An 11331-nucleotide genomic window follows, 5' to 3' on the forward strand; every position below is an offset into this window, starting at 1 on the left:
CACCAAACGAAAAGGAACAACGATGAGCGATAACATTTTTACTGGCTGCATACCGGCATTAATGACCCCTTGCAGCGCTGACCGGCAACCTGATTTCGACGCCCTGGTAGCTAAAGGCCGTTCACTGGTAGATCTGGGCATGAGTGGCGTGGTGTATTGTGGCTCCATGGGCGATTGGCCGCTACTCAGCGAAGCGCAGCGCCAGGAGGGCGTCGCGCGCTTGGTTGAGGCTGGCGTTCCAACGATTGTGGGTACCGGTGCCATCAACACACGGGAGGCTGTTTCCCATGCGGCTCACGCCGCTAACGTAGGCGCCCAAGGGCTGATGGTGATTCCGCGCGTGCTTTCACGAGGCACCTCGGCGGCTGCGCAGAAGTCACACTTTTCGGCTATTTTGGACGCGGCGCCCAAGCTACCGGCGGTGATTTATAATAGCCCCTATTACGGCTTCGCCACCCGTGCCGACTTATTCTTTGAACTACGCCGCCAGTACCCCAACCTGATTGGCTTTAAAGAGTTTGGCGGCGTCGATGATCTCCGCTATGCGGCGGAAAACATTACCTCTCAAGACGAAGATGTCACTCTGATGGTCGGTGTCGACACCACTGTTTACCATGGTTTCGTCAACTGTGGCGCCACGGGCGCTATCACCGGTATCGGCAACGCGCTGCCCCGAGAGGTATTGCAGCTTGTCTCGCTCAGCCAACAAGCCGCCAAAGGGGACGTCAAAGCACGGCGTTTGGCCATGGAGCTAGAGGAAGCACTGGGTGTGCTCTCCTCTTTCGACGAAGGCGGCGACCTAGTTCTCTACTACAAGCACCTGATGGTGCTCAATGGCGATAGCGAATACGCCCTGCACTTTAATGAAACCGACGCGCTCAGCGATTCACAACGCCACTATGTAGAGTCCCAGTACGCGCTTTTCCGTTCTTGGTATGCGGGCTGGTCTGCCTCGTTATGAAGCCAGAGATCACCACGGGCGCACACCCCCAGGCTACCAGCGACCCTAATGTAGCGGCTGATATCGTCGTTATCGGTGCAGGCATTATCGGCACCGCTTGCGCCATGGCGTTAAGTCAACAAGGTCTGCGGGTCGTGGTGCTGGATAGCCAGCCTCCCGGGATGGGGGCCTCCTATGGCAATGCTGGGCATATGGCAACGGAGCAGGTCTTCCCCATTGCCGATGCCGCCATCGTAAAGCAACTGCCTAAGATGCTGCTCGACCCCATGGGACCACTGCGGCTGGATTGGCGCTATATGCCGAAAGCGCTGCCCTGGTTCACTCGGTTACTCTGGAACCTGCGCCCAGCCCCCTATCAGGCTAGCGTGGCCGGCATTCGTGCACTCAATGAGCAGAGTTTGGCCGCCTGGCAGCGACTTCTCGACCGTGTCGATAGCAGGCACTTGTTAAAAGAAGAAGGCTCGTTCCTGGTATACGAAAAAGCCGACGCTGCCGAGGAGCTGGAGGCGCTGCGGGCACGAATGGTCGAGCAGCAAGTCCCGGTAGAGGGCTGGACGGGTGATGCCATTCGCGACGTTGCCCCTCAATTGTCAGATAACATTCAAGGGGGCCTGTTTTTCCCAGGTACCGCCCATGTTATCAACCCCTGGCAGGTAGTTAACTCGCTGGTGCGGGCCGCCGAAGCGAACGGGGTAGAGTTCAGGCAGTCCACGGTGCTAACGGGACATGTCAATGATCAAGGCGTCACTCTACAGACTGACAACGCATCGCCCATGACGGCCAGCAAAGTAGTGTTAGCCTGCGGCGCCCACTCTGCCAAGTTAGCCGCCGTGCTAACGGGTATACGTATTCCGCTGGATACCGAGCGGGGCTACCACCTGATGCTGCCAAATGAACGAGGTCGCCTCCCGGTAGCGGTGACGTCGTTGGAGCGCCGCTTTATCATGACGCCAATGGATGAGGGGCTGCGCCTGGCAGGAACAGTTGAATTTGCCGGCCTTCAGCGGCCAGCCAATATGCAGCGCGCCTGGCAACTACATAAACTCAGCCAAGGGCTATTTAGAAGTGAGCTGGATGCCACTGATGCCACCCCTTGGATGGGCTTTCGCCCCTCCCTACCTGACTCACTGCCGATCATCGACAGTGTCAAAGACGGCAAGGTTTTACTGGCCTTCGGGCATCACCACCTTGGCTTGACCCAGGCAGCGCTGACCGCAGAGATTATTGCCGACCTAGCAGCGCGCTCTCACTCTCAGCAGGTGGCTGACTTATCGCCCTACCGGTTAAGCCGTTTTAGCTGACAGGAAAAAATCGACAACATTTCAGAAAGCTTAACTATTAAGCTGCGCCTTTAGGGCAAAAAAATAAATCGCAAAATACCGAGTTGGTATACAGTATCTCGTATATTTCTCTCACCTACGGATTCTTATAGTTGTCATTTACCATGTTTAACGCACCTAACCTCGGCATTACCCCTTCAACTTCTGAGGTGATCGTCAAGCACCTGCGCGAAGCCATTATTGCTGGCCAACTCGAAGAGGGTGAGCCAATTCGCCAGGATGATATTGCCAATAAATTCAATGTCAGCAAAATTCCTGTACGGGAGGCTCTAAAGCGCCTGGAAGCAGAGGGGTTGGTGCTTTTCCAGCGTAACAAGGGCGCCGTTGTGACGAAGATCTCTGAACCCGAGCTGGCCCAGATGTTTGAAGTCCGCGTCCTGTTAGAGGTAGAAGCCATTCGACTCGCAGTCCCCAATATGGGCCAAGCTACCTTCGACAATGCCGAGCGCATTTGCGACGAGTTCAACAATGAGGACAACGTGGGCCGATGGGCCGCATTGAACTGGGAGCTCCACGCCTGCCTTTACGAGCCCGCGCAGCGCCCCTTTATGATGGGTCTGATTCGATCTATCCACGATAAGGTTGAACGCTATCTCCGCTTGCAGTTGAGCTTGTCCAAGGGCAAAGCACGCGCCGACAAAGAGCACCGCGCTATTATCGCCGCCTGCCGCAAAGGAGACGCCGACGAAGCTGCAGCGCTGGTTGAACGCCATATTATCGGCGTGTGTCGGACACTGTACGATCACCTGCCTAACCGACTTGCCGAATAGCCGCTGACTTTTCAGGCTGGGTTTAGATCACTAAGCCCCGCCCTCTTAATCTGCAGGGCAGCGATACTCTAATCGCTGCCCAACCCAGCAGTATTTTATGTTTGCCCCTTGCGTGATCTGTTTCAACGCTACGGCTCAAAAGTAGTGATATCGCGGCTTCTGCCCACATTCTTATTAATACTTTATCGCACACCGCCACTCAAATTTTCTATTTAAAGCAATTAAAACAATACGTTATCTTTAAATCAGAATTAATGACTGCAAAACTTGCAAATCGTATCCGAAATAATAAATACTAAGTTTGCTGTCTCTTGCAGCCAAGCAAAGCCCATCTAGGAGGTCAAAAATGATAAACAAGACCGCTCCATTAGCGCTTTCCGCTATCTTGAGTGTATCCGTCATCGGCCAGGCACAGGCTGATAAACTCGATGAAATAATTAGCTCTGGAACCCTACGTTGCGCCGTTACCCTCGACTTCCCCCCCATGGGGTTTCGCGACGATAACAACCAACCTGCTGGTTTTGACGTTGATTACTGCAACGATCTGGCCAATGTCCTCGAAGTCGATGCTGAAATCGTTGAAACCCCCTTCCCCGATCGTATTCCTGCCTTGGTCTCCGGCCGTGCCGATGTCATCGTCGCCTCGACGTCTGACACCCTGGGGCGTGCCAAAACCGTTGGCATGACCATTCCCTACTTCGCCTTCCAGATGGTCGTCCTGACCCGTGAAGACACCGGCGTCGAGGGCTACGATGATCTTCATGGTCGGCCGGTAGGCAACACCAGCGGCACTTATGAGGCCATGGCGTTGGAGGAGGATGTAGACGAATGGGGCGATGGCAGCTTCCGCGCTTATCAAACCCAGAACGACACTATTCTCGCTGTTGCGCAGGGCCATATCGACGCCACCGTGGTCACCAACACGGTTGCCTCCTCGACTCTCGAATCCGGCAAATATGAGGGGCTAAAAATTGCGGGTGAAGCGCCCTACGTCATTGACTACGTCTCCCTAGCCGCCAACCGCACCGAGTATGGCCTGCTGAATTACCTCAACCTATTCGTCAACCAGCAGGTGCGCACCGGACGCTACGCAGAACTCTACGACAAGTGGGTGGGTGGTGAGCCGGTCGACCTGACCGTCCCTCACGTCTATTACTAATAGCTCAATAATAACCATGTACCGCGCGCCGCTCTGGCGGCGCGCCCTTCCCAACGACGAGATGACGCTATGTCTGATGTTTCGCTCACCGGTCGTAGCCTGGTGCGGGGTTCAGCGCAGGGCGAACTACTGTATGCCGACGTTGGCTTGAGCTTTTGGGGCGGTGTCGACCCGTTCAGCGGTGAGATCATTGACCGCCATCACCCATTGAGCGGCCAGTGCCTTGCCGGACGCCTACTTGCCCTACCCAGCGGGCGCGGCTCCTGTACCGGCAGCAGCGTGCTTATGGAATTACTGACCGGCGATCACGCCCCCGCCGCGCTGATATTCGCCGATCAAGAAGAGATCCTGACGCTCGGTGTCATCATTGCTGAAACGCTATTTAACTCAACTATTCCGGTCGTGTGCGTCGGCCCAGAGGCGTTTGCCAAACTGCGCCAACGACGCTTTGCACGTGTTGAAGATGACAAAATATGCCTTTTCGACTCGCTTCCCCAAAGTAGGGGAACGTCAGCGACGACTCGCAACGATGCTCAGCCAGTCCCCTATAGCGTATCGCTTAGCGAAAGTGACCATGCGCTCCTTGATGGTCACTACGGCAAAGCGGCCCAGGAGGCGATGCGCATCGTGCTGCGAATGGCCGAGCTCCAAGGCGCCGACCAACTAATTGACATCAGCCAAGCGCATATAGATGGCTGTATTTATACCGGCCCAGCCAGTTTGCGCTTCGCTGAGCAGTTAGTGGAATGGGGCGCGCAAGTGCGCGTACCAACCACACTCAACTCTATATCGGTTGATCAGTGCCGCTGGCGGGCGCAGGGCATCGACCCCGCTTTCGGCGAGCCTGCAAGCGCCCTAGGCAATGCTTACATGGCCATGGGCGCGCAACTCAGTTACACCTGCGCGCCCTATTTACTCGACAGCGCCCCTAAAGCAGGCGAACAGATCGTCTGGGCGGAATCCAACGCCGTCGTTTATGCCAACAGTGTGCTGGCGGCACGAACGCTGAAATACCCTGACTATCTGGATATCTGCATCGCCTTAACGGGTCGCGCGCCCTTCGTTGGGACGCACCGAGACCAGGGGCGTTTCGCCACGCTGCGTATCGACATCAAGCCACTCGACACACTGGATGACGCTTTCTGGCCATTGCTGGGGTATCACGTCGGGCTGCTCTGCGGCAGCGAAATACCGTTGCTTTGCGGTCTGGAGGAGACAGCGCCCAGCCGCGATGATCTCAAAGCGTTTGGCGCGGCTTTCGCCACCACCTCTGCCGCACCGATGTTTCATATCAACCAGATTACCCCAGAAGCGACGAGCGAATCCCAAGCCTTTGGTGACCTCCCGCCCTCGCGCGTGTTGGTCATTGAGCCCGACGACCTACTCGCTAGCTGGTACGAACTGGATCACGCTGAAACACCCCAGGTAGATCTTGTCTCCTTGGGCAACCCCCACTTCTCATTGAGCGAATGCGCAGCACTGGCGGCGCTCTGTTCAGGACGCCGTAAACATCCCGATGTGGCCATGGCGGTCACCTTGGGGCGGGCGGTTTATGCCGACGCTAGTGAGGCGGGGTACGTCACCACTCTGGAGCGTTTCGGTGCCCAGCTTATCAACGATACCTGCTGGTGCATGCTGGGTGAGCCCGTAGTACCGCCAACGGCGCGTACCATCATGACCAATTCGGGCAAATATGCCCACTACGCCCCCGGGTTAGTCGGTCGCCAGGTGCACTTCGGTAATCTTGCCGAGTGTGTCGAGACCGCCTGCAGTGGAGAGGCCAGTGGTCGGCTACCCACCTGGTTAACAGCCGCTGCAACTCGCCAAGGAGCACACTGAGCCATGTTTGATTATACCTTCCAGTGGCGAACTGCCTTAAGAGCCCTGCCGGATATGCTCGAAGGCGCTGTTGTCACCTTTGAGACCGCGGCGCTATCGATGATCTTCGGTGTCTTGATCGCTCTTGCCTTGCTGGCGATGCGGGAGACCCCCAACCTTGCCACGCGGGCAGTAGCAGGCACCTGGGTATCAATCGCCCGCAACACCCCTGCGCTATTCCAGATCTACATCGTCTATTTCGGCCTGGGCGCTATCGGTTTGCATGTCAGTTCCTGGGCTGCCTTGCTGGCCGGGATCACCTTCAACAACGCGGGTTATCTGGCTGAGAATTTCCGTGGCGGCCTTAAAGCGATTCCCGACACCCAAGTCCGTGCGGCCCGTTCCTTGGGGATGAGCAGCTTCCAGGCGTATCGATTGGTGGTAGTGCCGCAACTCCTGCGGATCGTTTTTTACCCCATCACGAACCAGATGGTGTGGGCAGTATTAATGACGTCGTTGGGGGTTATCGTTGGCCTGAATAACGACCTCACTGGCGTAACCCAGGATTACAACGTCAGGACGTTTCGCACCTTTGAATTATTTGCGCTGGCAGCGGTGATCTATTACCTGATCGCCAAACTAATCGTAGCGATAGCCCGGCTGCTGGCCTGGCGGCTATTCCGCTATTGAGGGCCTGACTATGTTTTCAACCGGCTTTACGTTTTCAACCAGTTTCACCTGGAACGACCTACTATTTTTGCTTCAAGGGGCTTGGGTCACGCTGCTACTGACCTTCTGGTCGATGCTGCTAGGTACCTTTATGGGCGTCTCCTGCGGGCTACTGCGGGCCCTGCTACCTCGGGCGACTATCCCGCTAGGGTGGTTTTTGGATATCTTTCGCAGTGTACCGTTGCTCATCCAGTTTGTACTTTTCAACTCGCTCAAGAGCATTGTGGGGCTGGACTGGAGTGCATTCACCGTTGGCTGTGTGGTACTGGGCGTCTATGTAGCCGCCTTCTGCACCGAGATTGTGCGCAGCGGTGTGCTCTCAGTGCCCCAGAACCTGCGCTTGGCCAGCCGTTCGCTGGGCATGACCTACTGGCAAGACCTGCGTTACGTGGTGATGCCGCTCGCAACCCGAGTAGCCTTTCCCGGCTGGCTCAACCTCTCCCTCTCGGCCATGAAAGATACCGCACTGGTGATGTGGATCGGCATCATCGAATTGCTCCGTGCCTCCCAGGCCATCGTTACGCGCATTCAGGAGCCATTGCTGGTGCTGTGCATCGCAGGGCTAATCTATTACCTCATCAGCTTGGTGGTATCCCGCCTAGGTGCCCAAGTGGAAAAAAGGTGGCAGCAGAATGATTGAGATTGAAAAGGTACATAAGTCGTTTAAAGACCTGGAAGTGATCAAGGGTGTCGACCTAACCGTCCAAAAGGGCGAAGTGGTTTCCATTGTGGGGGGCTCTGGCTCTGGGAAATCGACCCTGCTTATGTGCATCAACGGCCTGGAAAATATCCAGAGTGGATCGATTCGCGTTGATGGCACCGAGGTACATGCCAAGGGCACCGATATCAATAAGTTGCGCCAGAAAATAGGCATTGTTTTCCAGCAGTGGAATGCCTTTCCGCACCTGAATGTGCTGGAGAACGTGATGCTCGCACCGCGTAAAGTACTGGGCAAGAGCCGGGCTGAAGCTGAAGAGCTCGCCGTCAAGCAGCTCACCCATGTGGGTCTTGCGGATAAGCTCAAGGTATTTCCCGGCAAGCTCTCCGGTGGCCAGCAACAGCGCATGGCGATTGCCCGGGCGCTGGCCATGTCGCCGGACTATATGCTCTTCGACGAAGCCACCTCGGCCCTCGACCCGCAGTTGGTAGGCGAGGTGCTCGATACCATGCGCCTACTGGCTGAAGACGGCATGACGATGATTCTGGTGACCCATGAGATCCCGTTTGCCCGGGACGTATCCGACCGCGTGGCCTTTTTCCGTGAAGGCTTAGTTCACGAGATTGGCCCTCCCGATCAGGTGATCGATAACCCACAGAAACCGGAAACCGCAGCCTTTTTAAAGTCGGTTGTCTAGTCTGCCGTTAACGCACTCACGACCTGCACAAACCGCAGGTCGTGGCTGTCTTAGGCGGATCAAAAGCCTTAGCCAGATCGAAAGTTTTATCAACTATATTTGACGCTACTCATCACGCTGCGGGATTCACCGTAGTAGCACCAGTATTCATAGCTAGCCACGTATTCTTTATCGGTGAGGTTATTGACGTTGACCTGGGCCTGCCAGCCGTCGTAACGCCCACTGGGTACGATTATTTTTTATCGTAACCCGGCTCGCTTACGGTTGCCAAACTGCAAATTAACCTCGCCTTGAGGCGTCCCGGTCGGACGCTTGCTCACCGCATTAATCAGCCCTTGGAGGCGTTTCACCGTAAAGGATAGAAGATGGACCATTAAAGATATCCATGCGCCCCAAGCCGAATGGCTCGGGTAGCTACTGATAAAACCCTTCGCGGTAAATACGTAAATCATCTTGATAAGTGGACAGATCAAAACCGCGCACTTTAAACCAATCGGTGTTGTTTTCGCTGCCGTAATGACCCGACAGCACACCCGCGCGATAGCGGAACGTTTCATCCAACTGCTGAACGTTACGAGTTTCTAGCTCTTCTCGGTCAACGCTTGAGACTGGGCGTGGTGCCTCTACCCGCGGGGTATCGACTTTCAGCGGCGTGGTCGTGACCACCACGGTATCATTGGACGTAGACGTTTCTTAAACATAGGCAGATGCACAAAAGATCGCTGCGGTGATGGGAATCATTGAGCGCGACAAAGGACGACGAGCAAACGGCAGACGAGGCATGAGGTGGTCTCAATTGGATTTAAGAGCAAAGAGTAAGAATAAAAATAAGCATCATGATAATCGTTGCCATTAGCACTAATGATGGCGCTTTTAAATAATTGTTTTCAATGGCCTAATGAGAGGACTTTCAACACTGCCTGACAGCGATACCAACATGTATACCATGCATAATGCATCTCAACTGCCAACATGCTGGTGGTAGTTAAGACCTAAGAAGGGAGGCGCCGCGTTTCCTGCAGCGCAAAGTGCGACATCCTGTTTAGGCATACCTGTTGCCTCACTTGTACGTACCCTAGACGGTATATAATCGTCTGACTGTGCGCTGGCGAACACTGGTGGAAAAACTCTACAGTATCTATTCTTCTATTATACAACTCGGGGTTCCTTGGCCTGCGTTACCCCATTATGTTCGTTAGCGTACAGATTACGCCTTGAGATAGCCTATACTTGAAAGATATATCTCTAACGACTTGAGATACCAGTCAAAAGTACCAGAAGTCGGTACCTCACATAGGCGACTGTAGTCAAAATGCGCGACAGCCAGCAACAAGCGGGGAATATTCAATGCCAGTGCCTTGTGATTTCCAGCAGAATGCCTTACTTGGCTTACTGCCTGCGGAGGAACTGAATCGTCTGCTGCCTGATTTAGAGAGGGTAACGCTGACATTGGGCCAATCGCTGTGTGAATCTGGACAGCATATGAAGCATGTCTACTTTCCACTGGATTCCATCATCTCGTTGCTGTGTGTGATGGAAAATGGCGCCTCGACAGAAATTGCCGTTGTCGGCTATGAAGGATTGGTGGGAGTCTCGCTATTCATGGGCGGTGAGACTACGCCCAGCCGAGCGATCGTTCAGAGTGCTGGCCAAGCGTTACGACTCAAGGGACAACTGCTCAAAAACGAATTCTACCGTGCCGGTCCAATGCAACGACTGCTCTTGCGCTATACCCAAGCTCTGCTGACACAGATGGCGCAGACAGCGGTGTGCAATCGCCATCACAATGTCGATCAGCAGCTATGTCGTTGGTTGCTGCTTAGCATTGACAGGCTGCCGGGCAATGAACTGATCATGACCCAGGAATTAATAGCCAACATGCTGGGCGTGCGACGTGAAGGCGTGACCGAGTCTGCGGGTAAGCTCCAAAAGGCGGGCCTGATCTCCTACAATCGTGGGCATATCAAGATTATTGACCGCCCGGGACTGGAGGCGCGTGTCTGCGAGTGCTATACGGTGGTCAAGGAAGAGTACGACCGTCTGCTCAATCACAACATCGTTATGTGAGTGATCAAGTCATGCTAGCGACCTATTAAAAAAACAGACATCTTAGCGCTATGTACGCTAGCGTGCCGACGCTTTATTTACCCAGTGTTAATATGTAGATAGGTCATCAGCGTTCATGATGGCCGTTCTGCAGCCGACATCAAAATGATTTAAACCTTCATTGTGCCGTTTGCCAGGTTCTTTCAGCCGGAGAGGCACATGACGTCTTTTTTTCACGTCCTCAATGCCAATAGACTGCTTACTGAGCTACCGACCGTCGAGCGGGATGGCTTTATGGCCGTTTGCGAAAACGTAGAGCTTTCATTTGGCGAAGTACTCTTCCAGCCTACCGAGACGATTACCCACGCCTATTTTCCTATTGATAGCTTCATTTCACTGATTGTTGTACTCGACTCTGATAACCGGCTAGAGGTCGCGATGGCAGGCCGTGAGGGCATGCTGGGCAGCTCCCTAGTGTTGGGCATCGAAGAAACGCCACTTCTTGCGCTGGTCCAAGGGGCGGGGTCGGCCCTTCGCATCACTGCTGAAAATTTTCAACAACTACTACTTTGCAGTCCTGTATTACATCAGCGTCTAAAGCGATATATCTATGTAGTAATGAAGCAACTGGCAACTTCAGCGGCATGTAATCATTTCCATCGGATTGAAGGGCGCCTGGCAAGGTGGCTGCTGATGACTCAGGATCGGGCAGGGTCTGATCAATTGAATCTGACCCATGAATTTCTGGCCATGATGCTCGGGGTTAGACGTGCAGGAATTACGCTTGCGGCGATAGCCCTGCAGGCGCGCGGACTAATCCGTTACCAGCGTGGAACAATCACGGTGCTTGATCGGCTTGGCCTAATCGAGGCGTCCTGCGAGTGCTATAACGAAGATTGCGCGCTATACGCCAAAATGTTGCCGGTGTTATAGAGGGGGATAACTTAGAGATAGCTCTGCTTTTTCCCAGGAGTTGAAGCTGAGCCCGACCATCCGTAGAAGTGCAAAGATTACATCGCTAATGGATTAGAACTTATTAGCGTCAGTTGTTAAGCGCAAACAAGATGGAAGAGGACACGGGGAAAGGAATCAAGCAGTTGATATACCGAAGTCCAAGGGACTCATAATCGCCTACTTTAAAAATAGATAAATA

At 54.3% G+C, this 11331-nt stretch carries 11 protein-coding genes; 10 read left to right on the forward strand and 1 reads right to left on the reverse strand.

Going from position 1 to position 11331, the window contains the following annotated elements; genetic code table 11:
* Positions 1–22 precede the first annotated feature (22 nt).
* The 8 genes from KUC_RS12615 (at position 23) to KUC_RS12650 (ending at position 8132) form a co-directional block, all read left to right on the forward strand.
* Positions 23–961: a dihydrodipicolinate synthase family protein gene (locus KUC_RS12615; protein WP_007113590.1), complete on the forward strand. Its 939-nt coding sequence runs from the start codon at positions 23–25 to the stop codon at positions 959–961.
* Positions 958–2262: an NAD(P)/FAD-dependent oxidoreductase gene (locus KUC_RS12620; protein ID WP_007113591.1), complete on the forward strand. Its 1305-nt coding sequence runs from the start codon at positions 958–960 to the stop codon at positions 2260–2262. The genes KUC_RS12615 and KUC_RS12620 overlap by 4 nt, the downstream gene beginning before the upstream one ends.
* 143 nt (positions 2263–2405) lie before the next feature.
* On the forward strand, positions 2406–3071 hold the full coding sequence (locus KUC_RS12625; RefSeq protein ID WP_007113592.1) for a GntR family transcriptional regulator: 666 nt from the start codon (positions 2406–2408) through the stop codon (positions 3069–3071).
* A 346-nt stretch (positions 3072–3417) separates the two neighbouring features.
* A complete protein-coding gene (locus tag KUC_RS12630) occupies positions 3418–4230 on the forward strand; it encodes an ABC transporter substrate-binding protein (RefSeq protein ID WP_007113593.1) in 813 nt (270 codons plus the stop codon).
* Positions 4231–4299: 69 nt separating this feature from the next.
* The gene (gene lhpI / locus KUC_RS12635) at positions 4300–6069 is read left to right on the forward strand and encodes a cis-3-hydroxy-L-proline dehydratase (RefSeq protein ID WP_007113594.1); all 1770 of its coding nucleotides are present in this window, start codon (positions 4300–4302) and stop codon (positions 6067–6069) included.
* A gap of 3 nt (positions 6070–6072) precedes the next feature.
* Positions 6073–6738: an amino acid ABC transporter permease gene (locus KUC_RS12640; RefSeq protein WP_007113595.1), complete on the forward strand. Its 666-nt coding sequence runs from the start codon at positions 6073–6075 to the stop codon at positions 6736–6738.
* Positions 6739–6748: 10 nt separating this feature from the next.
* On the forward strand, positions 6749–7417 hold the full coding sequence (locus KUC_RS12645; RefSeq protein WP_007113596.1) for an amino acid ABC transporter permease: 669 nt from the start codon (positions 6749–6751) through the stop codon (positions 7415–7417).
* Entirely contained in the window at positions 7410–8132 is a 723-nt protein-coding gene (locus KUC_RS12650) for an amino acid ABC transporter ATP-binding protein (protein WP_007113597.1), read from the forward strand. The genes KUC_RS12645 and KUC_RS12650 overlap by 8 nt, the downstream gene beginning before the upstream one ends.
* A gap of 414 nt (positions 8133–8546) precedes the next feature.
* Here KUC_RS12650 and KUC_RS20250 read toward each other — a convergent pair whose 3' ends face one another.
* On the reverse strand, positions 8547–8798 hold the full coding sequence (locus KUC_RS20250; protein ID WP_040480806.1) for a TonB-dependent receptor plug domain-containing protein: 252 nt from the start codon (positions 8796–8798) through the stop codon (positions 8547–8549).
* A 681-nt stretch (positions 8799–9479) separates the two neighbouring features.
* Here KUC_RS20250 and KUC_RS12660 point away from each other — a divergent pair.
* Entirely contained in the window at positions 9480–10199 is a 720-nt protein-coding gene (locus tag KUC_RS12660; protein ID WP_007113599.1) for a Crp/Fnr family transcriptional regulator, read from the forward strand.
* A gap of 198 nt (positions 10200–10397) precedes the next feature.
* Positions 10398–11111 carry a Crp/Fnr family transcriptional regulator gene (locus KUC_RS12665; protein ID WP_007113600.1) on the forward strand — a complete coding sequence of 238 codons (714 nt, stop codon included), beginning with the start codon at positions 10398–10400 and terminating at the stop codon, positions 11109–11111.
* Positions 11112–11331: the final 220 nt, after the last annotated feature.

This window comes from Vreelandella boliviensis LC1 (assembly GCF_000236035.1).
GTDB lineage: Bacteria > Pseudomonadota > Gammaproteobacteria > Pseudomonadales > Halomonadaceae > Vreelandella > Vreelandella boliviensis.

Bases quoted from the DNA above. Each gene is read 5' to 3' on its own strand.
- KUC_RS12615 (WP_007113590.1), top strand. From the start codon at position 23: ATGAGCGATAACATTTTTACTGGCTGCATACCGGCATTAATGACCCCT.
- KUC_RS12620 (WP_007113591.1), top strand. From the start codon at position 958: ATGAAGCCAGAGATCACCACGGGCGCACACCCCCAGGCTACCAGCGAC.
- KUC_RS12625 (WP_007113592.1), top strand. From the start codon at position 2,406: ATGTTTAACGCACCTAACCTCGGCATTACCCCTTCAACTTCTGAGGTG.
- KUC_RS12630 (WP_007113593.1), top strand. From the start codon at position 3,418: ATGATAAACAAGACCGCTCCATTAGCGCTTTCCGCTATCTTGAGTGTA.
- lhpI (WP_007113594.1), top strand. From the start codon at position 4,300: ATGTCTGATGTTTCGCTCACCGGTCGTAGCCTGGTGCGGGGTTCAGCG.
- KUC_RS12640 (WP_007113595.1), top strand. From the start codon at position 6,073: ATGTTTGATTATACCTTCCAGTGGCGAACTGCCTTAAGAGCCCTGCCG.
- KUC_RS12645 (WP_007113596.1), top strand. From the start codon at position 6,749: ATGTTTTCAACCGGCTTTACGTTTTCAACCAGTTTCACCTGGAACGAC.
- KUC_RS12650 (WP_007113597.1), top strand. From the start codon at position 7,410: ATGATTGAGATTGAAAAGGTACATAAGTCGTTTAAAGACCTGGAAGTG.
- KUC_RS12660 (WP_007113599.1), top strand. From the start codon at position 9,480: ATGCCAGTGCCTTGTGATTTCCAGCAGAATGCCTTACTTGGCTTACTG.
- KUC_RS12665 (WP_007113600.1), top strand. From the start codon at position 10,398: ATGACGTCTTTTTTTCACGTCCTCAATGCCAATAGACTGCTTACTGAG.